At 71.8% G+C, this 21757-nt stretch carries 20 protein-coding genes; 17 read left to right on the plus strand and 3 right to left on the minus strand.

Annotated features, from left to right (window positions below; genetic code table 11):
- Positions 1-22 precede the first annotated feature (22 nt).
- Together mycP and eccD are read right to left on the minus strand one after the other, a co-directional pair.
- Positions 23-1342 (minus strand): type VII secretion-associated serine protease mycosin, encoded by a 1320-nt coding sequence (gene mycP / locus ACZ5QD_RS01475; RefSeq protein WP_006898019.1) that lies wholly within the window; start codon positions 1340-1342, stop codon positions 23-25.
- Complete coding sequence (gene eccD / locus ACZ5QD_RS01480; RefSeq protein WP_278126547.1) at positions 1339-2790, minus strand: type VII secretion integral membrane protein EccD; 1452 nt, start codon at positions 2788-2790, stop codon at positions 1339-1341. Before eccD ends, mycP begins: the two co-directional genes overlap by 4 nt.
- A gap of 161 nt (positions 2791-2951) precedes the next feature.
- Between eccD and eccCa the strand changes: the two genes are divergently transcribed.
- Entirely contained in the window at positions 2952-6902 is a 3951-nt protein-coding gene (eccCa, locus tag ACZ5QD_RS01485) for a type VII secretion protein EccCa (RefSeq protein WP_464367051.1), read from the plus strand.
- Positions 6899-8080 carry a type VII secretion-associated protein gene (locus ACZ5QD_RS01490; protein WP_346075945.1) on the plus strand — a complete coding sequence of 394 codons (1182 nt, stop codon included), beginning with the start codon at positions 6899-6901 and terminating at the stop codon, positions 8078-8080. The genes eccCa and ACZ5QD_RS01490 overlap by 4 nt, the downstream gene beginning before the upstream one ends.
- Here the strand turns inward: ACZ5QD_RS01490 and ACZ5QD_RS01495 are convergent.
- Positions 8077-8610, minus strand: coding sequence for a YceI family protein (locus ACZ5QD_RS01495; protein ID WP_464367052.1), 534 nt, complete (start codon positions 8608-8610; stop codon positions 8077-8079). The two genes, ACZ5QD_RS01490 and ACZ5QD_RS01495, sit on opposite strands and share 4 nt — an antisense overlap.
- 175 nt (positions 8611-8785) lie before the next feature.
- Between ACZ5QD_RS01495 and rplM the strand changes: the two genes are divergently transcribed.
- The 15 genes from rplM (at position 8786) to tsaD (ending at position 21741) form a co-directional block, all read left to right on the plus strand.
- Complete coding sequence (gene rplM, locus ACZ5QD_RS01500) at positions 8786-9229, plus strand: 50S ribosomal protein L13 (RefSeq protein WP_006897159.1); 444 nt, start codon at positions 8786-8788, stop codon at positions 9227-9229.
- Complete coding sequence (rpsI, locus tag ACZ5QD_RS01505) at positions 9226-9747, plus strand: 30S ribosomal protein S9 (protein WP_006897160.1); 522 nt, start codon at positions 9226-9228, stop codon at positions 9745-9747. The genes rplM and rpsI overlap by 4 nt, the downstream gene beginning before the upstream one ends.
- A gap of 14 nt (positions 9748-9761) precedes the next feature.
- Positions 9762-11090: a phosphoglucosamine mutase gene (glmM, locus tag ACZ5QD_RS01510; RefSeq protein WP_062367114.1), complete on the plus strand. Its 1329-nt coding sequence runs from the start codon at positions 9762-9764 to the stop codon at positions 11088-11090.
- A gap of 93 nt (positions 11091-11183) precedes the next feature.
- Positions 11184-11504, plus strand: coding sequence for a hypothetical protein (locus ACZ5QD_RS01515; protein WP_006897162.1), 321 nt, complete (start codon positions 11184-11186; stop codon positions 11502-11504).
- On the plus strand, positions 11501-12118 hold the full coding sequence (locus tag ACZ5QD_RS01520) for a hypothetical protein (RefSeq protein ID WP_464367053.1): 618 nt from the start codon (positions 11501-11503) through the stop codon (positions 12116-12118). Before ACZ5QD_RS01515 ends, ACZ5QD_RS01520 begins: the two co-directional genes overlap by 4 nt.
- Entirely contained in the window at positions 12115-12360 is a 246-nt protein-coding gene (locus ACZ5QD_RS01525) for a hypothetical protein (RefSeq protein ID WP_006897164.1), read from the plus strand. Before ACZ5QD_RS01520 ends, ACZ5QD_RS01525 begins: the two co-directional genes overlap by 4 nt.
- A gap of 50 nt (positions 12361-12410) precedes the next feature.
- Positions 12411-13313 carry an alpha/beta hydrolase family protein gene (locus ACZ5QD_RS01530; RefSeq protein WP_006897165.1) on the plus strand — a complete coding sequence of 301 codons (903 nt, stop codon included), beginning with the start codon at positions 12411-12413 and terminating at the stop codon, positions 13311-13313.
- 17 nt (positions 13314-13330) lie between these two features.
- Positions 13331-15193 (plus strand): glutamine--fructose-6-phosphate transaminase (isomerizing), encoded by a 1863-nt coding sequence (glmS, locus tag ACZ5QD_RS01535; protein ID WP_464367054.1) that lies wholly within the window; start codon positions 13331-13333, stop codon positions 15191-15193.
- Positions 15194-15206: 13 nt separating this feature from the next.
- Positions 15207-16637, plus strand: a complete 1431-nt coding sequence (locus ACZ5QD_RS01540) for an NAD(P)H-hydrate dehydratase (protein ID WP_464367055.1) — start codon at positions 15207-15209, stop codon at positions 16635-16637.
- 5 nt (positions 16638-16642) lie between these two features.
- Positions 16643-17803 carry an alanine racemase gene (gene alr / locus ACZ5QD_RS01545; protein ID WP_346075956.1) on the plus strand — a complete coding sequence of 387 codons (1161 nt, stop codon included), beginning with the start codon at positions 16643-16645 and terminating at the stop codon, positions 17801-17803.
- Positions 17796-18995 (plus strand): alpha/beta fold hydrolase, encoded by a 1200-nt coding sequence (locus ACZ5QD_RS01550; protein WP_045540290.1) that lies wholly within the window; start codon positions 17796-17798, stop codon positions 18993-18995. Before alr ends, ACZ5QD_RS01550 begins: the two co-directional genes overlap by 8 nt.
- Positions 18992-19444, plus strand: coding sequence for a tRNA (adenosine(37)-N6)-threonylcarbamoyltransferase complex ATPase subunit type 1 TsaE (gene tsaE / locus ACZ5QD_RS01555; RefSeq protein WP_006897170.1), 453 nt, complete (start codon positions 18992-18994; stop codon positions 19442-19444). The genes ACZ5QD_RS01550 and tsaE overlap by 4 nt, the downstream gene beginning before the upstream one ends.
- On the plus strand, positions 19441-20151 hold the full coding sequence (tsaB, locus tag ACZ5QD_RS01560; protein ID WP_045540286.1) for a tRNA (adenosine(37)-N6)-threonylcarbamoyltransferase complex dimerization subunit type 1 TsaB: 711 nt from the start codon (positions 19441-19443) through the stop codon (positions 20149-20151). The genes tsaE and tsaB overlap by 4 nt, the downstream gene beginning before the upstream one ends.
- Complete coding sequence (gene rimI / locus ACZ5QD_RS01565) at positions 20144-20716, plus strand: ribosomal protein S18-alanine N-acetyltransferase (RefSeq protein ID WP_045540287.1); 573 nt, start codon at positions 20144-20146, stop codon at positions 20714-20716. The genes tsaB and rimI overlap by 8 nt, the downstream gene beginning before the upstream one ends.
- Positions 20713-21741 (plus strand): tRNA (adenosine(37)-N6)-threonylcarbamoyltransferase complex transferase subunit TsaD, encoded by a 1029-nt coding sequence (gene tsaD / locus ACZ5QD_RS01570; protein ID WP_045540289.1) that lies wholly within the window; start codon positions 20713-20715, stop codon positions 21739-21741. Before rimI ends, tsaD begins: the two co-directional genes overlap by 4 nt.
- The last annotated feature ends 16 nt before the right edge of the window (positions 21742-21757 follow it).

Consider the following 21757-nt stretch of genomic DNA (forward strand, 5'->3'; position numbering starts at 1 on the left):
GCGCCCATCGCCTCGGCAGCGATCATCGGCGGCGGCGCAGCAGGCGTCCGCCCACGACGGCGACAGCCGCGAAACCCGCACCCGCGAGGATGACGCCCGCACCGGAGCCCGACTCGGGCTCATCGTCGGGGAGAGCCAACGGCCGCAGACCCGGAGCGGCGCGCACCTCGGGGTCGTCGGTGAGTGCGGCGAGCGGATCGATCACCCCGCTGCCGACGGCGTCGTCCCGGCCGCCGCCGTGCGCCGTGTCGACGATGCGGTCGATCACCTCAGCGGCCGACAGTCGCGGGTACCGGGACCGGATCAGCGCCGCCAGGCCCGACACGTACGGCGCCGCGTAGCTGGTGCCGGCGAGCGGGGCCACCCCGTCGCCGGTGCGCAGGCCGCCGGCGAGCCGCGGGCCGCCCGAGCCCGGCATCACGCTGACCACATCGGTGCCCGGCGCCGCCACGCTCACCCACGGCCCGCGCAGGCTGAAGTCCGCCGCTGCGCCGTCGGCGGCCGCGACGGCGCCCACCGTCAGCACCAGCGGCGCGAATCGCGCCGGGGTGACGGCCGTGCGCAGTCGCGCCCACGCCTGCTCGACCGAGGCCGCACCCGACGGGTTCTGCTCCCGACACGCCGTGGTCTCGGTCAGGTTCCCGGCTGCCACGACCACCACCACGTCCCGCTCACGCGCGTAGGCCAGCGCGGTCCCGACGAGACCGTCATCGAGCGGACCGGCGGCGGGTGCGCATGCCACCTCTGAGATGTTGATCACCCGTGCACCCAGGTCGACGGCCCGTACCACCGACCGCGCGAGAGTGGTGAGCGGGCCGTATCCGGCTCCCACCACGGCGTCGTCGGCTCCGCTGCCCCGGGCGCTGAACGCTCCGCTCGACTGCCGAATCGAGATGATGGTCGCCTCGGGCGCCACACCGACGAAGTCGTCGTCGGCGGAGGGCTGTGCTGCGATGATGCCCGCGACCAGCGTTCCGTGGGCGTCGCAGTCCGACAGTCCGTCGCCGGTCCCGACGTAGTCGCCGCCGGCGACGAGGCGCGGCAGCCTGGTGTGCGGGCTCACACCCGTGTCGATGACCGCCACGGACACGCCGGCGCCGCGACTGAACCGATGGGCCGCTGCCACGTCGAGCAGTCGGTGGCCCGCGGGTTCGCCTGCGGTGTCCGCGTCGGCGGTGGTCGCGCAGCGGGCGCGCTGCTCGGTCGGCTCGGGCGGGCCCAGCGGTGCGGCCGAGACCGTCGCCCGGGCGATCACCGGCGCCGGGACCGCCACGGCGGCACCCGCGCCGGAGAACCAGACGACCGCCGCGACCGCCGTGATCGCGCCGATCCGCCGGATCACAGGGTCCGGACCGCCTGATAGACGTCCAGGACCCAGAGCAGCAGCGGAATCACCGCGGTCAGCGCGGCGTATTCGGCGATCTCGACGGCGCGCACGGCGGGCGGAGAGTAGTCGCGGCCGGATGCGACCGTGCCCAGCAGCAGAGCGCCGACCGCCCAGCCGATCGTCCCCGCGAACACCCAGACCGGTTCCGGGCCGGACCCCGCGACGGCGGCGAGCGCGGCGACGACTCCGATGATCCCGGCCGCCCCGACCAGCAGAGCCGACTGCAGCCGGTCGGCGTGCGTCCGGCCGCGGGCGGCGAGTGCCACCACGATGCACGCGCAGTAGCCCAGCGCCACCGGCGATCCGCACGCCGCAGCGGCGACGGCCGCGGTCGCGACCCCGGTGACCAGGACGGCACCGGCGAGTGCGCCCGTCAGAATCGATGCGGTCACGGCGGCGCGGCGCGCGAGCGCGTCGAGGTCGCCCAGCGCGAGGTCGGCGATTGCGCCGAGCGGATCGCGGGTCGAGAGCCGGACCGCGTCCACGCCGTCGACCACCGCGGGATCGGTCCCGTCGGGTGCCGCCGGCGCAGTGTTCGGCACCGACGGCAACGGCAGACGTCCGGCGGCGATCGCGATTCGCGGCGCGCAGAGCACCAGGCCGACGCCCGCCGCCGCGACGACTGCGGCCAGATCCCGCACTGACGGCGCCCACACCGTGGCGAGCAGCCCGGTCGCCGCGGTTGCGCCGCCGACCACGGCGATCGCGGTGTGGGCCGCCGCGGCCCGGCCGGTGCCCTGGTATCCGATCACCGCACCGGCCAGGGCAGCGATGCCCGCTAACGCGAGCTGGACTCCGCCCGCCGCGCCGGGCACGACGAGCGAGGCCGCGACGGCGCCGAGGACGCAGCCCGCGATGCTGAGGACGGCGGAGGTCCGCGGGTCGCTCTCCAGGCGACGGCCGGACAGTGCCGCCCCGAGTGAGACCGCCGCACCCAGGGCCGAGACCGCGAGGACCACCGGAGCGTCGCCGGCGGCCGCCGCCCAGCGGCCGGCCGGGACGGCCCCGACCACCGCGACCAGGAAGACCAGATAGCTCACCATGCGTGAGGCGTCCGACGACCAGCCGAAGCGGTCCCGCTGCAGAGCCGCCGCCACACCGTCGGCGACGTCGTCGATCAGCACCGTCCCGGCATCGGCCGGCGCAGTGCGGATCACCAGCAGATCGCCGTCGCACACCCCGCACTGCGCGAGAGTGTGCTCGGCGGCCAAGGCGGTTCCGTCGATGCGGGCGAGTGTCCAGTTCGCGGGTTCAGCGCTGTCGTCCACCCGGACCCGCAGAGCGTCGAGAAGATCGGGCATCAGCGCCGCGATCGGCACGCCGGCCGGAAGGCCTGCGTCGAGTTGAGTGCTCCCACCCACGATCGATGTCCGGATCATGTCCGGTTCGGTCAACACGGTCATTCGGCAAACCTTCCCCCAAGGTTCCTGATACAACCTCTTCCATCGCCCGTGAGGCGAGGACGTCGTCGAGATAACCATGTCGGGAGTCGTCGCGGTCAGCGATTGGGGGAAATCGCTCAACCGGCCTCACGCGGCGGCCGAATCAGAGCTGGGGGGCTCGAATGGGCAGTGCAACAATCGGTTTCGCGCGTCGTCCGCGGATCGTCGTGGAGGCTCCGCCGGACGGGGAGATCGAGCTGACCGCGCCGCCGGAGCTGTCGCGCGCAGTGCCGCCGAATCTGCTGGTGCGGCTTCTGCCGGCGGTCATGGTGGTCGCCGTCATCGGCATGGTCGCCATGATGGTGATGACCGGAGGCGCTGGGGCACTGGCGAATCCGATGTTTCTGATGTTCCCGCTGATGATGGTGATGTCGATGGTGGGAATGCTGGCATCCGGCGGGCGCGGCGGTCCCGAGCGGGCCGCCGAGGTGAATGAGAACCGCAAGGACTATCTGCGCCATCTCGGTCAGCTTCGCGACGATGTCGCCGAAACGGCTGCAGCGCAACGAGAATCGGCGCAGTGGCGGCATCCGGATCCGGGAGCGTTGATCGGCCTGGTCGGGGGCCGCCGGATGTGGGAGCGCAGATTCACCGACGACGACTTCGGCCATGTCCGCGTCGGCCGCGGGACACACCGCCTCGCGACCGCGTTGGTGCCGCCGGAGACGCCGCCGGGCGACGACCTGGAGCCGGTGTCGGCGGTGGCGCTGAGACGTTTCGCTGCCGCGCATGCGGCCGTCGACGGACTGCCGACGGCGATCGCGCTGCGCGGATTCCCGGCGGTCAGCCTGCTCGGGGATCCGGTGCAGGTGCGCGCCCTGCTGCGGTTCATGCTGTGCTCGCTGGCCGTACTGCACGGTCCGGACCACCTGAGGATCGCGGTCGTCGCCGACGATCCGCTCGACGCCGAATGGGATTGGGTCAAGTGGCTGCCGCACATCGGCCATCCGGCTCGTCGGGACGGGCTCGGTGCCGTGCGCATGGTGTACCCGACGCTCGGCGCCCTCGGCGACGACCTCGCCGCCGATCTCGCGGCCCGCGCGGGTTTCAGCCGGACGGCCGACTCTCCGGCGACGTCCCATCTGTTGATCGTGGTCGACACCGATCGCGTCGATGTGGACGACGAATTGATCGGCGGCGTAGGCCTCGACGGCGTGACAGTGGTGAGTCTGGGCACCGCACCGAGCCCGCTGGCGGTGCGTCGCGGGCTGCAGCTGACGGTGTCCGGCGGTCGTGTCGCCGCCCGCACCGCCGCCGGACTGGAGGAGTTCGCCGTCGCCGACCGGCTGTCCGGGCCGTGCGCCGAAGCCGTCGCGCGCAGGCTCGCCCGGTACCGCCCGGCGTCGCTCGACGCCCTGCTCGATCTCGACACGCCGGTTCTCGCGAGCGATCCCGGACTGCCCGCACTGCTGGGTCTGGGAGACGCGGGCCGCGTCACCCCGGAGTCGGCCTGGCGCGGGCGCCTCGGTGCCGAACGACTGCGCGTGCCGATCGGCTACACCCCGGAGGGCGCTCCCGTGCACCTTGACCTGAAGGAGAGCGCGCACGGCGGAATGGGGCCGCACGGGCTGTGCATCGGCGCCACCGGCAGCGGCAAGAGCGAACTGCTGCGCACCCTCGTCCTCGCGCTGATCGCGACGCACTCCCCGGACGAGTTGAACCTGGTCTTGGTCGACTTCAAGGGCGGGGCCACCTTTCTCGGTCTGGAGCAGGCCAAGCACACGGCCGCGGTGATCACCAACCTCGAGCAGGAACTCGCGATGGTGGACCGGATGGGCGACGCACTCTCCGGCGAACTGAACCGCCGTCAGGAACTGCTGCGCGCCGCAGGCAACTTCGCCAATGTCACCGACTACGAACAGGCCCGCCGGGCGGGGGCGCCGCTCGACCCGCTGCCCGCCCTCTTCATCGTCGTCGACGAGTTCTCCGAACTGCTCGCGCAGAAACCGGAATTCGCGGACCTGTTCGTGGCGATCGGCCGGCTGGGGCGCTCCCTGCACATCCACCTGCTGCTCGCGTCCCAGCGTCTCGAGGAGGGCAGGCTGCGCGGGCTCGACAGTCATCTCTCGTACCGGATCGGATTGAAGACCTTCTCCGCCAACGAGTCCCGGACTGTGCTGGGCGTCCCCGACGCCTATCACCTGCCGAGTGCGCCCGGCGCGGCCTACCTGAAGTGCGATTCGTCGGCGCCGACACGCTTCAACACGTGCTTCGTCTCCGGCCCCTATCGACCACCGGCGGGGCCGTCTGCCGGTTCCGCGTCGTGTGCGCAGACCCGGCCGGTCGCGTTCACCACCGCGGAGGTCCCGCTCGCCGAACCGGCCACGGAGCAGCCGGACGGCCAGGCCGACGAGGGTCCGTCCGCGACGGTGCTCGAGACGGTGGTCGCGGCACTGGCCGGGCACGGCCGCACCCCGCATCGGGTGTGGTTGCCGCCGCTGGAGCGGGCGATCACCCTCGATGCGCTGGCACGCGACACCGCACCCGGCACCTTGACCTTTCCGTACGGGGTCATCGACCTGCCGTTCGAGCAGCGGCGCGACACCGCATGGCTCGACGTCGCGGGTGCGGCCGGGCACGTCGCTGTCGTGGGCGGTCCGCAGTCGGGCAAGTCCACCACGCTGCGCACCCTGATCTGCGGAGCCGCCACGACCCACACCCCCGAACAGGTGCAGTTCTACTGTCTGGACTTCGGCGGCGGCACGCTCGCCGCACTCGATGGTCTGCCGCACGTCGGCTCGGTGGCCACCCGAGTCCAGCACGACCGGATCCGCCGCACGCTCGCCGAGATCCTGGCGGTGAAGACGAGCCGGGAGGCGTGCTTCGCCGAGGACGGCATCGAGTCGATGCGGGAGTACCGCGCGGCGCGCGCTGCGGGCCGCTTCGCCGACGACCGGTACGGCGACGTCTTCCTGGTCATCGACGGGATCGGCGTGCTCCGGGCCGACTTCGAGGCGCTGGAGGAGAAGGTCGACGCCCTCGTCTCGACGGGGCTGGCGTACGGCGTGCACGTGGTGGTCAGCGCGTCGCGGTGGGGCGAGATCCGGCCCGCCATGAAGGACCTGATGGCCGGTCGCGTGGAACTGCGGCTCGGTGACGCCCTCGATTCCGAGATGAGCCGCCGCGCCGCGGCCGGAGTGCCGGAGGGACGGCCGGGCCGCGGGCTGACCGCGCAGGAGAAGCACCTGCTGGTGGCGCTGCCGCGGGTCGACGGCGTCGCCGACGCGACCGATGTGTCCGCCGGAACGGCGAAGCTGGTCGAGGCCGTCGCGCGGGAATACGGCGATCGCCGGGCTCCGGAGGTGCGGACTCTCGCACGAGTGGTGGACGGTTCCGTGCTCGCGGAGACCGTCGCCGCGCAGGGAGCCGGGACGCGGGCCGGTACGGTAGCGCTCGGGCTGTCGGAGACCGACTTGGGGCCGTGCGTCCTCGACTTCGACGCCCAGCCGCACCTGCTGGTGTTCGCCGACGTCGAATCGGGCAAGACCGAGACGCTTCGCACGCTGGTCCGCGGACTGGTGGCCGGCGGAGATCCGGACGAGGTCAAGCTCGTCCTCGTCGACTACCGTCGCGGACTGCTCGGAGAGGTGCCGGAGACGCATCTGGGCGGCTACGCCAGTTCCGAACGCACGGCGCGGCCGATGATGGCGCAACTCGCCGAGTACTTCGCCGCGCGGCTGCCCGGCGACGACGTGACACCGCAACAACTCGTCGACCGCAGCTGGTGGTCGGGGCCCACCGTCTATCTGGTGGTCGACGACTACGACCTCGTCGCCACGGCGTCCGGGAATCCATTGTCGCCATTGATCGAGTTGCTCGGGCACGGTCGCGACATCGGTTTCCGGCTGATCCTCACGCGCCGATCCGGCGGTGTCGGCCGAGCGCTGTTCGATCCGCTGATCGCCTGTCTGCGCGACCTCTCGTGCGATGTCCTCCTGATGAACGGCGACCCCGACGAGGGCTACGTGGTGGGCAGGCACCGCCTGCAGCGGCTGCCGGCCGGCCGCGGCGAACTGGTGTCGCGCAACCGGTCGCCGGAGATCGTCCAGGTCGCGCTGGGAGAACGGGCGTGAGCGGCCCGGTGATCGATCTCGCGTACGGACGTGTGACCGGTCCCGGCGGCACCGTGGACCTGACGACGCTGCTGGAGGACATCGACTGCGCCGAACGGCGGGCCCTCGCCCGGCAGGCGCTGCGCGAGGTGATGCGGCGCGCCGCCGGCGCCTCCCGGATCCTGCTGCCCACCGTGTGGGGACCGGTCCGCACCGAGGCTCTGGTCGGCGAACTCGCCTCCGTGGGCGCCGCCGCCGAACCCGTTCCACGGGCGGTGGCGATCGCCGCTTCGCACGCCGACGCGACCGTGCACCGCTGCGCCGTGGTGGAGACCCGGATGCTGCCGGCCACCGGCGGACACTGGAGCGTGCACACGGTGACTCGCACCGACGGCCGGTGGTCGCTGGGGCGGGGCGCGGTGGACCTCCCGCGCCGGATATCGGCCGAACCCGGGTGGTCGGCTCCGTTGCGCGCCGCCGACGCGGTCTTCGTCGACGGTCCCGATCCGGAATCGGTCGCCGCCGCCCAGCGGTTGCTGCTCGAAGCCTTCGGTGTCCGCGCGATGGCCGTCGACAGAACGGTTCTGACCAGGCACGGAGGTCGGCTCGGCCCGGTGAGTGCCGCGGAGTTGCTCGCCGGCCTGCCCGCGCCGCCGATCGCCGCGTCGCGCCGGGGACTGCGCGCGCCGGCAGCCGTCGCCGCGGTGCTGGTGCTGGCCGCAGCCGCGACCGCCGGGTGGGCGCATTGGCCGCGGCCGGAGCGGTCCGTGCAGCAGACGGTCCGGGTGGGCCGGGCCGAACTCGCCGTTCCGGGCCAGTGGCGGCGCAGTGACGGGGACGATGCGACCGCCGGAAGCCGCACGGTGTTCGCGGCCCCCGACGACGGCAGGCGGCTGATCGTCGTCGTCTCGCGGCTGCGGGGCGGTTCCACCGTCGCGACAGTCGCGGAGAGCCTGCGGAACCGCATCGCGCAGCGCGGGGACGACGCGGTGGCCGAGTTCGCGGCCGACGTGAGCTATGCGGGCCGTCGCGTGATCGGGTATCGCGAGACGCCGGCGTCGGGTTCTCCCGTGGCCTGGTACGTGGCCGTCGAGAGCGGCACGCAGATCAGCATCGGTTGTCAGACGGGCACGGGGGAGGAGTCGGTGGACGGTCCGTGCCGCGGGGCCGTGGGTTCCCTGCGTGTGGTGAGCGATTAGGAGACGGTGACCGACGCCTCCAGCGTCACGACCACCTCGTCGGCCACCTTCAGGGCGCCCATCATCAGCGAATACGGCTTGATCCCGAACGCCGTCTGCGTCACCGCGGACTGCCCGGAGACGGTGCTGCCGTCCACCGCCACGTCGACGGTGTGGGGCTCGGTGACTCCACAGATCGTCAGATCGCCCGACAACCGGTAGCCGTCGCCGCTCGCCGACACGCCGCCGGCTCGGAAGACGATCTCGGGGAAGGCGGACGATTTCAGCGACTTGAGAGCGTTGGCGCGCGCGACCAGCCGTTCCGGACCGGTCATCGGAGTCAGCCCGCCCTCGCCCGAGAGCACCTGCAGGGAGTCGACGTCCACCCGCAGCGCCACGGAGACCGGAGTGTCGCCGTCGAAGGCGATGTCGGCTCGCCACGCGTCGAACCCGATCGTCAAGCTGTGGCCGGTCCGCGCCGCCCGCCCGGCGACGCCGGTGCGCAGGGTGAGGGCGCCGTCGCCGGGACCGATGCTGATCACTGAAGTCATGCTCTCGACGATACGGACCCAGCCGGACGCGCGTTTTGACCCGCGTCGACGAGCCCGCGTAAGCTAGATCGCTGGTGCCCTGCGTCAACAGAGTGCCCGGGTCCCCACTGGTCGCCGGGAGCACGCTCTGCAGAAGTGCCTGACCAGCAGCAAACGAGTTCAAAAGAGGACTACTGTGCCTACCTACACCCCGAAGGCCGGTGACGTGACCCGCGAGTGGTACGTCATCGACGCCACCGACGTGGTGCTCGGCCGCCTCGCCGTCGCGAGCGCCAACCTGCTCCGCGGCAAGGGCAAGCCCACGTTCGCCCCGCACGTCGACGGCGGCGACTACGTCATCATCATCAACGCGGAGAAGGTCGCCGTCAGCGGCAACAAGCTGACCGACAAGCGTCTCTACCGCCACTCGGGTCACCCGGGCGGCCTGAAGTCCCAGAGCATCGGTGAGCTCCTGGCCACCAAGCCCGAGCGCGTCGTCGAGAGCGCCGTCAAGGGCATGCTCCCGAAGAACAAGCTGGGCAACGCCATCGCAGGCAAGCTCAAGGTCTACGCGGGCCCCAACCACCCGCACACCGCGCAGAAGCCGGTCAACTACGAGATCAAGCAGGTGGCCCAGTGACCAACGAGAACCTGAACGACGTCGACGTCGAGGTCATCGAAGAAGAGACCCTGAACGAGGACGGCAGCTACACCACGGAGTCCGTCGAGGTCGTCGAGACCGAGACCGCCACTCGCGGACCGGTCGTGCTCGACCGCCCGATCCAGACCGTGGGCCGCCGCAAGGAGGCCATCGTCCGGGTCCGCCTGGTGCCCGGCACCGGCGAGTTCACGCTCAACGGCCGCACCCTCGAGGACTACTTCCCGAACAAGGTGCACCAGCAGCTCATCAAGGCTCCGCTCGTCACCGTCGAGCGCACCGACGCCTTCGACATCCACGCTCGTCTGGTCGGCGGCGGCCCGTCGGGTCAGGCGGGCGCGCTGCGTCTGGCCATCGCGCGCGGCCTCATCGAGGTCAGCCCCGAGGATCGTCCGGCACTGAAGAAGGCCGGCTTCCTGACCCGCGACGCGCGTGCTGTGGAGCGTAAGAAGTACGGCCTGAAGAAGGCCCGCAAGGCCTCGCAGTACAGCAAGCGCTGATCGCTTCGGCTACTGTGGCTCGCCTTTTCGGCACCGACGGCGTCCGAGGCCGGGCCAACGACCAGCTCACCGCAGAGCTGGCGTTGGCCCTGGCCTCGGCCGCCGTTCGCGTTCTCGGTGCAAACGCTCGTTCCCGTCCGCGCGTCGTCGTCGGACGTGACCCCCGCGCCTCCGGCGAACTCCTGGAGGCCGCGCTGTGCGCCGGTCTGGCCGCGGCGGGCGCCGACGCCATCCGGGTGGGAGTGGTCCCCACCCCGGCCGTCGCCTTTCTGACGGCTGACTATCGGGCGGATTTCGGAGTGATGATCTCCGCCTCGCACAATCCCATGCCCGACAACGGCATCAAGTTCTTCGCCGCGGGCGGCCACAAACTCCCCGACGACGTCGAGGACGAGATCGAGGCGGCGATGCACGCCGACCAGCCCCGTCCCACCGGCGCCGGTGTGGGCCGGATCCGCGACGCCCAGGACGCCGCCGAACGCTACCTCGCTCATCTGGCCGAGTCGGTCCCGACCTCGCTCGACGGGTTGACGCTCGTGGTCGACTGCGCACACGGTGCGGCGTCCCATGTGGCTCCCCGCGCGTATGAGGCCGCCGGCGCCAAGGTCATCGCGATCCACGCCGAGCCCGACGGCCTCAACATCAACGACGGGTGCGGCTCCACGCACATGGACAAACTGCAGGCCGCCGTCCTGGAGTACGGCGCCGACCTCGGCCTGGCCCACGACGGCGACGCCGACCGCTGCCTGGCGGTCGACTCGACCGGTTCGGTGGTCGACGGCGACCGGATCATGGCGATCCTGGCGCTGGCGATGCACGAGGCGGGCCACCTGACCGACGGCGTCCTCGTGGCCACCGTCATGAGCAACCTCGGCCTGCACCTGGCGATGAAGAGCGCGGGAATCGAGCTCAAGGTGACGGGCGTGGGCGACCGTTACGTCCTCGAGGAACTGCGCTCGGGCGGTTACGCCCTCGGCGGTGAGCAGTCCGGCCACATCGTGGTCCCGGCCGTCGGAACCACCGGCGACGGAGTGCTCACCGGCCTCATGCTCGCCGCGCGGGTGGCGCAGACCGGACAGCGCTTGGCCGATCTGGCCGGGGTGATGACGGTTCTGCCGCAGGAGCTCATCAACGTCCCCGTCTCCGACAAACACGCCGTCGCGGTCGCCGAAGAGGTGCTCAGCGCGGTAGCGGCCGCCGAGTCCGAACTGGACGGATGCGGGCGCATCCTGCTGCGTCCGTCGGGAACCGAGCAACTCGTCCGGGTGATGGTGGAGGCGCAGACCCCCGAGTCGGCGCGCGGAATCGCCGAACGCGTGGCCGCTGTGGTCGCGGGCGTCTGAACAGGCCCCGCGACAGACACGCCCGACCGGTCGGGGACGCGACGTTTTCGGCGTGTCGCGGAACCGTGCGGGCGGCGCGTGCGTCCAATAGGCATGGACGCCGGAAGCAATGACTCGATCCACGTCGATCTGGACCAACTCGCGGACTTCACCGCCGCCCAGCAGCACATCGTGACGACGCTCGCGGAATGCGCCGCGGAACTCGACGGCGGCGGGATGTGCGACTGGGCCGATCACGGTCCGCCGCGTCGTGCGGCGGACGCCACGCTGGACCGGCTCCTCGATCTCGCCGCCCGGCTCCGTGGCTGCGGAGTCGCGGTGGACGCGGTGGCCGCGGATCTGGGGCGGGCCGGTGCGGCGTTCGCCGACGCGGAGTCGGCCGCGGCGTCGTGGGCGACGGGCCGGCCGGCATGACGGGCTCGTGCGCGGACGGTTTCGCGACGGTGATCGCCGTCTGCCGGGAACTGGGCCTGACCGCGGTGGACGAGGCGGCCGTACGCCGGCCTCATTCAGCGGTGGACGAGTTTCGGATGCCGGCATTCGTGGCGGATGCGCAACGGTTGAGCGACCTGGCAGACCGCCTCGCCCGCGCGGAGGGAGCAGCGGGTGCGACGGCGACGACGGTCGGGGAATGGTCCGGCAGATCCGGACACGCGGCGGGCAGCGCGGTACGGGTGGTGGCAGGCGACGTCGCCGATCTGCGGAGCCGGCTGACGCAGGGGGCGGCCGTGACCACCCACGCCGCTCAGGTCCTCGAAGAGGTGCTCGCACGCCACGCAGCGGTACTGGAGACGGTGTCCCGTCGCAGGCTGGGCGGGGTGGACCTCGACGCGGTACCTGCCGCTCTGAATGCCGGCGCGGTCACCGAAGGCGAACTGCGAGCCGAAGTGCATTCGCGTCTTGACTACGCCGACTCCGCGGGGGAGCTGGCCGCCGACGCCATCGCCGCAGTCCTCGCGGAGGTGGCCTCGGCATGGACGACCGACACCGGTTCGGCAGGCGAGCTCGTACTGGCGGATCTGCGGTGACGTCTCCGGAGAACCGACTCGAGGCATTGTCCGCCGAATCCGCGAGCGGGTTCGAACAGGCCGGCCGACGCTACCGCGACCGTTTGGCAGCGGCGGCGCCCGCACCGCGCGAGGATCCGGTGCGCGTCCAGCGGCTCCGCGCCCGGCTGCGCGCCGACGCCGATGCGGCCGACGCCGTGCTCGGGCGGCTGATGCTGGCCGCAGGACTCGACGCGGCGCGGCCGCGCACGCGCGGACGGTGATCGGTCGGCACCGAGTCCCTATCCGCGATCGATGTCATAGGGTGGGAGCCGTGTTCGGGAACAACAAGGTCGTGGCGCCTCCGCCCGACAAGCTGATGAAGGAACTCGCGCGCCGCGGACCCAACAAGGTCGATCGCGGCGATCTCGGGATAGTCGGCATGTCCGGTCAGATCTTCGCACCGCGCACCGGCAGCGACCTTCCGGCAGTGGCGTTCGCGCACGGCTGGCTGGTGGGAAGTGCCCGCTACCGGGATCTGCTGTTCCACCTCGCCTCATGGGGCATCGTGGCGGCCGCGCCCGACGGCAGCCGGGGCCCGTTCCCGTCCGACATCTCCCTGGGCACCGACCTGCGCGCCGCGGCGACCGTCGCCGGCAGCGTGCAACTCGGCACCGGCCGGGTCCGCGTCGATCCGAACCGGATCGGGCTCGCCGGACACGGGTTCGGTGCCGCCGCCGCGGTCCGGGCCGCATCCGACGCCGTGCTGCTGGGCAGGCCGCCGATGAACGTCAAGGCGCTGGCGACCGTGTTCCCCGCGCCCACCACCGCCGACCTGCCTGCCGCGGCCGCGACCGTCCGGGTGCCGTCGCTGGTGCTGGCAGGCAGCGGACACCTGGCGTCGATGACCGGCAACGCACTCGACCTGGCGGAGAACGTCGCAGGCGATGTGGTGTTGCGCACACTCCCCGGAGCGGACGCGGGCGACCTCGTCGAGACGCCCTCGGTCAAGTCCCTCATCGGCATCAACGGCGCCGATCGAGCCGTCCACAAGGCGGTTCGGGCGCAGCTGACCGGCTTCTTCCTGCATCGGCTGACCGGCGACGAGAAGTACGCCGCCTTCTCCGACCCCGAGCTCACCATGGGCGACGCGCTCGCCGTCGACCTCGAGTCCGCCGACCGTCCCGAACTGGACACCGTGTCCCAGTTGCTCGGCGCTAAACCACGCTCCGCCTGACGCTATTCTTGGTACCCATGTGTGGAATCGTGGGATATGTAGGCAAGCGCGACGCGCTCGACATCGTCGTGGACGCCCTCCGCCGGATGGAGTACCGCGGCTACGATTCGGCCGGCGTGGCGATCCTGGACGGCAACGGTGCGGTGACGGTCGAGAAGAAGGCCGGCCGGCTGGAGAACCTCGACAAGCAGATCGCTGAAGTCGGCCGTGCGGCGCTCACCGGTCACACCGGTATGGGCCACACGCGCTGGGCCACGCACGGTCAACCGACCGATCGCAATGCGCACCCGCACCTCAGCACCGACCACAAGATCGCCGTCGTGCACAACGGGATCATCGAGAACTACGCGCCGCTGCGTGCCGAGCTCGAAGACTCCGGCATCGAATTCTCCTCCGACACCGACACCGAGACCGCGGTGCATCTGATGGAGCGCGAATACGCGTCGGGCCGGCACGCGGGCGACTTCGTGGCCGCCGCGTACGCCACGCTGCGGCGTCTGGAGGGCGCCTTCACCCTGGTCTTCACCCACGCCGACCACCCGGACACCATCGTCGCCGCACGCCGGTCCACCCCGCTGGTCGTCGGGGTCGGCGACGGCGAGATGTTCGTGGCCTCCGACGTGACGGCGTTCATCGAGCACACCCGCGACGCGATCGAACTCGGCCAGGACAAGGTCGTGGTCATCACCGCCGACACCTATGCGGTCACCGACTTCGACGGCAACCCGACCGGCGGCACCCCGTTCCACATCGACTGGGACCTGGCCGCCGCGGAGAAGGGCGGCTACGACTACTTCATGCTCAAAGAGATCGCCGAGCAGCCCGCGGCGCTCTCGGACACCCTGATCGGTCACCTCCGCAACGGCCGGATCGTGCTCGACGAACAGCGCCTGAGCGATCAGGACCTGCGCGACGTCGACAAGGTCTTCGTCGTCGCCTGCGGCACCGCCTACCACGCTGGACTGATCGCCAAGTACGCGATCGAGCACTGGACCCGACTGCCCGTCGAGGTGGAACTCGCCAGCGAGTTCCGCTACCGCGACCCGGTGCTCGACCGGTCGACGCTGGTGGTGGCGATCAGCCAGTCCGGCGAGACCGCCGACACCCTGGAGGCCGTACGCCACGCCAAGGACCAGAAGGCCCGCGTCCTGGCGATCTGCAACACCAACGGCGCGCAGATCCCGCGCGAATCGGACGCCGTGCTCTACACCCACGCCGGCCCCGAGATCGGGGTCGCGTCCACCAAGTGCTTCCTCGCGCAGATCGCCGCGGCCTACATGGTGGGCCTCGCACTGGCTCAGGCCGTCGGTACCAAGTACGCCGACGAGGTGACACGCGAGTTCGAGGCACTGGAACAGATCCCGGCCGCGGTCGAGAAGGTGCTCGAGCAGATGGAGCCCGTCCGAGAGCTCGCCCGCGGCCTCGCCTCGGCCGACACGATCCTGTTCCTCGGCAGGCACGTCGGCTACCCGGTGGCGCTGGAAGGCGCGCTCAAACTCAAGGAACTCGCGTACATCCACGCCGAGGGTTTCGCGGCAGGCGAGCTGAAGCACGGCCCGATCGCCCTGATCGAAGACGGGCTGCCGGTGATCGTGGTGATGCCGTCCCCCGAGGGCCGGGCCCTGCTGCACTCCAAGATGATCAGCAACATCCGCGAGATCCAGGCGCGCGGTGCCCGGACGATCGTGATCGCCGAGGCCACGGACACCGCGGCGGCGGAGGTCGCCGACCATCTGATCCCGATCCCGCACACCGCGACCCTCCTGCAGCCGCTGGTCTCGACGGTCCCGTTGCAGGTGTTCGCAGCCACCGTCGCCCAGGCGCGCGGCTACGACGTCGACAAGCCGCGGAACCTGGCCAAGTCCGTCACCGTCGAATAGCGATGAGGACCTCGTGGTGACCGGCTACTACACCGCCGCGCAGATCCGGGACGCCGAAGCCGCGACCGGCGATCTGCTCAGCGGCGGTGTGCTGATGGCCCGCGCCGCGAACGCGGTGGCGGCGCAGGTGAGCGCCGAACTGCGCGAGCGGACCGGCGGCGTCTACGGCCGGCGGGTGCTGCTGGTGGTCGGCGCGGGAAACAACGGCGGCGACGCGCTCTACGCCGGCGTTCGTCTGCGGCGGCGCGGCGTCCGCGTCGACGCACTCCTGCTCGATCCCGATCACGCGCACGGTGCGGGCCTGGCGGCGTTCCGGCGCGCCGGCGGCCGCGTGAGCGCCACCGTGCCGGACGAACTCGACATCGCCGTCGACGCCGTGGTGGGGCTCGGCGGCCGCGGCCCGCTGCGACCGCCGGCTGCGGAGGTCTTCGCGCGGATCGCGGACACGGGCGCGGCGGTGCTCTCCGTCGACCTTCCGTCCGGCGTCGATCCCGACACCGGCGTGGTGAACACACCGTCGGTGCGGGCCGACGTGTGCGTGACCTTCGGGGCGCCGAGGCTCGCCCACCTGCTCGCCGCGCCGGCCTGCGGCCGGGTGGTGGTGGCCGACATCGGCATCCCGGTACCGGCTGCACAGGTGACCAGTCCGAGCGATGCGGAGGTGGCCGCGCTGTGGCCGCTTCCCGGGCCGGGCGACGACAAATACTCGCAGGGCGTGGTCGGCGTGATCGCCGGGTCCGCGGTGTTCCCGGGGGCTGCGGTGCTCGCCACCTCGGCCGCGGTGGCTGCGACATCGGGCATGACCCGCTACGTCGGTCCGGCGGTCGACGAGGTGCTGGCGAAGTCGCCGGAGGTGGTCGCGGCGTCCACCGTCGCCGATGCCGGGCGAGTCCAGGCGTGGGCGATCGGCCCCGGAATCGGCACGGGTGAGCAAGCACACGATCTACTGGCAGATGTGCTCGGGACCGACCTTCCGACACTGGTCGACGCCGACGGGCTCACCGTGCTGGCGCGTGCGCCCGAGCTTCTGGCGGATCGGACCGCACCGACGCTGCTGACGCCGCACGCCGGGGAGTTCGCCCGGCTCGCCGGAGCCGAACCGGGGCCGGACCGGCTGAGCGCAGTGCGCGGCCTGGCCGAGAGGCTCGGGGTGACGGTGCTGCTCAAGGGCCGGATCACCCTGGTGGCCGACCCGGACGGTCGGGTCAGCGGCAACGACGCGGAGTCGTCCTGGGCCGCGACCGCCGGGGCGGGCGACGTGCTCACCGGCATCGCCGGATCGTTGTTGGCGGCGGGACTCCCCGCTCGTTCGGCCGGCGTCTGCGCGGCCCGGGTGCACGCGCGCGCCGCCGCGCTCGCGAGCGGGGGAGCGCCGATCAGCGCCGCCGCGTTGCGCGACGCGGTCGCGCCGACGCTCCGCCGTCTGCTGGATTTGCGAGAATAGGTGCGATGGACTCGCACGCTAACCTCTACGCCACTGTCGATCTCGACGCCATCGCCCACAATGTGGGCGTCCTGCGGGAGCGCTCGGGCTCCGATGTGATCGCGGTGGTCAAAGCCGATGGCTACGCGCACGGGGCGGTCGCCGTGGGCCGCACCGCGCTCGGAGCGGGTGCCATCGCGCTCGGTGTGGCGCAGATCAGCGAGGCCCGCGCACTGCGCGCCGCCGGCATCGACGGGCACCTGATCGCCTGGCTGCACACCGCGGAGGCCGATTTCGCCGGGGCGATCGCCGACGGGATCGACATCGCCGTCTCCTCGCCTCGGCAGCTGGAGCTGGTGCTGGCGCAGGCGCGCAGACTCGGCCGGACCGCCACGGTGACGGTGAAGCTCGACACCGGGCTCGCGCGCAGCGGCGTCAGCCCGGAGGAATGGGCGCAGACCGCCGACGCGGTGGCTGCCGCATGTGCGGAGGGCGCGATCAGCCTGCACGGTGTGATGTGTCATCTCGCCTTCGGCGACGTGCCCGACCATCCGCTCAACTCACAGCAGGCGCAGCGTGTCGACGATGCCGTCGCCGACCTGCGTGCGCGCGGCGTACGGCCGCAGCTGGTACACATCGCGAACTCTCCGGCGGCGCTCACCCGGCCCGACCTGGCGCGCGACGCGGTCCGTCCGGGACTGTCGATCTACGGCTACTCGCCGGTCCCGGACATCGGCGACTTCGGGCTGATTCCGGCGATGACGCTGGAGACGCGGATCTCGCTGGTCAAGAAGATTCCGGCCGGGCAGGGCGTCTCCTACAACCACACGTGGGTCGCTCCCGCCGACACCGTTCTCGGCGTGGTGCCCGCGGGCTACGCGGACGGAGTTCCGCGCCTGCTGTCCGGCCGGTTCGGCGTGCACGTGAACGGCCGGATCTTCCCGAACGTCGGGCGGGTCTGCATGGATCAGCTGGTGATCGACCTCGGACCGGACGGCGGCGGCGTCGCCGAGGGCGACCGGGCCGTGCTGTTCGGACCCGCGGGCGCCGCGGGCGGCGCGCCGGTGCCGACCGCGACCGACTGGGCCGACACCATCGGCACGATCGACTACGAGATCATCTCCCGAATCGGTTCGCGCGCGGTGCGACGGTATGTCGGCGGTCCCGGGGGAGACGTCGATGCCTGACCGCGAGCGTGCGAAGCCGCGACGGAAGGCCGCATGGCGCTCGGGACTGTCGGAGGCGCGCTCGCTCGGCGCGGTGACGGCGGGCGGCGCCTTCCGCCGCCGCAAGCTCCGCAAGGCCGACGGGCGGATCGATCCGCACGCGGGCGTCGATTTCAAAGCGATCTACGCCGACGAAGCTGCGACGGTCACCGCCGACGACGGTGTGTGTCTCGCGGTCCGCACGGTGCTCACCGGCGGTCCCGACGTGCGCAGCGACCGCAAGTGGGGGCGCACCGCGACGCCCGAGCTGACCGTGGTCTTCGTGCACGGGTTCACCCTGCGGATGGCGGCCTGGCACTTCCAGCGGTTCGGTCTCGCCGAGCGCTGGGCGGGCCGGCACATCAAGATGGTCTTTTACGACCAGCGCGGCCACGGAGCGAGCGACCCGGCGTCCGCCGAGAGCTCTACGATGGCGCAGCTCGGCGACGACCTCGCCGCGGTGATCCGCACGATGGCGCCGACCGGACCGGTGGTTCTGGTGGGCCATTCGATGGGCGGGATGTCGATCATGTCGTTCGCGCGACGTCATTCGCGGATGTTCTCTCACAGCGGTCGCATCGCGGGCGTCGCACTGGTCTCCACGGCGGCCAGGGGCATCACCGAGGCCGGGCTCGGCGAAGGACTCAACAACCCGATCGTCGATGCGCTGCGCCTGTCGGTCCGCTACATCCCGGGCGCCGTGCAGGCCGGCCGGGGGATCACGCGCCGGGCGGTGGAACCGGTGCTCGTCGCGGCGAGTTTCGGCCACGACCACTACAGTCCGCGCGCCGGCCACGCCGTCGAGTCGATGATTCAGAACACGTCGATCGCGACCATGGTGAACTTCCTGCACGTCTTGGAGAGCCACGACGAGGCGACGGCGCTGCCGGTGCTCGCTCAGGTACCGACGGTGGTGATGTGCGGCGACGAGGACCGGCTGACGCCGCTGCCGAACTCACTGAGCATGTACGGACAGCTCGGTCACGACTCCCGCATGGTCATCGCGGAGGGCTGCGGGCACATGCTCCCCATGGAGGACCCGGAGCTGGTCACCGACGCCATCGACGACCTGGTCTCGCGGTCGCGCCTGGCGCTGGGCCGGCCGGTGCTGCCGTGGCGGCTCTCCGGCCGCGCGCGTTCGGACAAGCACGCACGATCGGAGCGACAGGGATGACGCCGCAGCGCACCTCCGGAACCCGCGACCTGCCCGAGGTAGCCGACACCGAAGACCTCGGCCGCGAGCTCGCCGCCGACCTCGGCCCGGGGGATCTGGTGATCCTCGACGGTCCGCTCGGTGCGGGGAAGACGGCGCTGACGCGCGGTATCGCCGCCGGGCTCGGGGTGGCCGGCCGTGTCTCGTCGCCGACCTTCATCATCGCCCGTCAGCACGCTCCCGGCGTGCCCGGCGGCACCGGCCTGGTCCACGTCGACGCCTACCGGCTGGGCGGCCTGGACGATCTGGACGCCCTCGATCTCGACACCGACCTCGACGACAGCGTGGTCGTGGTCGAATGGGGCGAAGGCGTCGTGGAGCGACTCGTCGACGAATACCTCATCGTCCGGCTGCGCCGCGACGACGACACCGAGACACGACATGCGACCTGGGAGTGGGTGAACCGATGACCGCGCAGCCGCCGATTCGGGCTCTGGCGCTGGACACCGCGACTTCCGCCGTGGTGACCGGCGTGGTGGAACTGCGCGACGAGGGGCCCGTGACGCTCGCGGAGCGGATCGTGACCGATCAGCGCCGTCACGCCGAAGTGCTCACGACGCTGATGCGGGACGTGCTCGCCGAGGCGGGTGTGGCGGGCGACGCCCTCGACGCCGTGGTCGTCGGTTGCGGTCCCGGACCGTTCACCGGGCTGCGCGTCGGAATGGCCACCGGAGCGGCGTACGCCGACGCGCTCGGCCTTCCCGTCTACGGGGTGTGCACGCTCGATGCGATCGACCGCGGCACGCCTGCGCCGGAGGCGGGGACGCGACTGGTACTCACCGATGCCCGTCGCCGCGAGGTGTACTGGGCGCTGTACGAGGCCGGTCGGCGTGTCGCGGGACCGGCCGTCGACTCACCCGACACGCTGGTCGCCGAACTGGCGGGCCGCACGCTCTCCGACGTGGTGGGGGAGAGCAGATTCACCGAGCGCTTCGGCGCGGCGGGCGCCGACCTGGTCACACCGACTCCGGCCTCGCTGGTCGCCGTCGCCGCCGAGCGACTCACCGCTCGGGCTCCGGCCGAGCCTCTGACGCCGTTGTACCTGCGCCGCCCGGACGCCGTCGAACTCAAGGACCAGAAGCGCAAGTCGCTGCTGCCCTCGGCGACACATGAGTGAGGGCCCCGGCCCGGTCGTCGACGAACTGACTCCCTCCGACCTGGCCCGATGTGCCGAGATCGAGCGGGAACTCTTCGCCACGGATTCGCCGTGGCCGCTGACCGGCTTCGTCGCCGAACTGCGGGCGCCGCACAACACCTACTTCGCGGTGCGCACCGCCCCGGGCGCCCCGGTCTCCGGCTACGCGGGTATCAGCGTGCTGGGCCGTGCCGGCGACCACGAGTGCGAGGTGCACACCATCGCGGTCGACGCCGCCTGCCAGGGGCGCGGCTACGGGCGGGCTCTGCTCGACGCGTTGCTGCGGGTTGCCGACGCCGTCCACGCGCCGGTATTCCTGGAAGTGCGCACCGACAACGTCCCGGCGATCGCGCTGTACGAGCGCAGCGGATTCGAGGTGGCGGGAGTGCGACGCAATTACTATCAGCCGTCCGGCGCGGACGCGTACACGATGGTGCGCGCCGCGCGCCGGGACGGCGACGAACACAGCAGCGACGAACACAGCAGCGACGAACACAGTAACGACGAACCGGGCAATCACCGGCCGGAAGGGCACGCGACCTCATGATCGTGATGGGTATCGAGAGCTCCTGCGACGAGACCGGAGTCGGTGTCGTCGAATGGGACGGCGAGACGGCGACGCTGCTGGCCGATGAAGTGGCATCGTCGGTGGACGAGCACGCGCGGTACGGCGGCGTGGTCCCGGAGGTCGCCTCGCGGGCCCACCTGCAGGCGATGGTCCCGACGATGCAGCGGGCGCGTGAGGCGGCCGGGATCGACCGGCCCGACGCCATCGCGGTGACGATCGGACCGGGACTCGCCGGAGCCCTGCTGGTCGGCGTCGCCGCGGCCAAGGCGTATGCGCTGGCCTGGGATGTGCCGCTGTACGCGGTCAATCACCTCGGCGGACATGTCGCGGTCGACACCCTCGAGCACGGTCCGATGCCGCCCGCGGTGGCGCTGCTGGTCTCCGGCGGGCACACGCATCTGCTCGGCGTGCAGAACCTGTCACAGCCGATCGTCGAAATGGGCACCACCGTCGACGACGCCGCGGGGGAGGCCTTCGACAAGGTGGCGCGGCTGCTGGATCTCGGCTACCCGGGGGGTCCCGCACTCGACGCGGCCGCCCGTGGCGGCGATCCCGCCGCGATCGCGTTCCCGCGCGGCATGACCGGGCCCCGCGACGCGCCGTACGACTTCTCCTTCAGCGGTCTCAAGACGGCCGTCGCGCGATACGTGGAGGGCCGGGTCCGGTCGGGTGCCCCCGTGTCGGTGCCCGACGTCGCCGCGTCGTTCCAGGAGGCGGTCGCGGATGTGCTGACCGCCAAGGCGCTGCGCGCATGCCGTGATCGCGGCGTCGACACCCTGGTCTTGGGCGGCGGTGCGACCGCCAATTCGCGGATCCGGTCGCTCGCGGCCGAGCGGACCGCCGCCGCGGGTATCGAACTGCGCGTGCCGAAGCCGAGGTTGTGCACCGACAACGGCGTCATGGTCGCCACCCTGGGAGCCCACGTGATCGGTGGCGGCGCCCCTCCGTCGCCTCTCACCGTGGCGACCGATCCCGGGATGAGCGTGCAGATCAGCAAGCTCTGAGCTGCCGCGACCGGCT

It is taken from the genome of Gordonia sp. J1A (assembly GCF_055393515.1).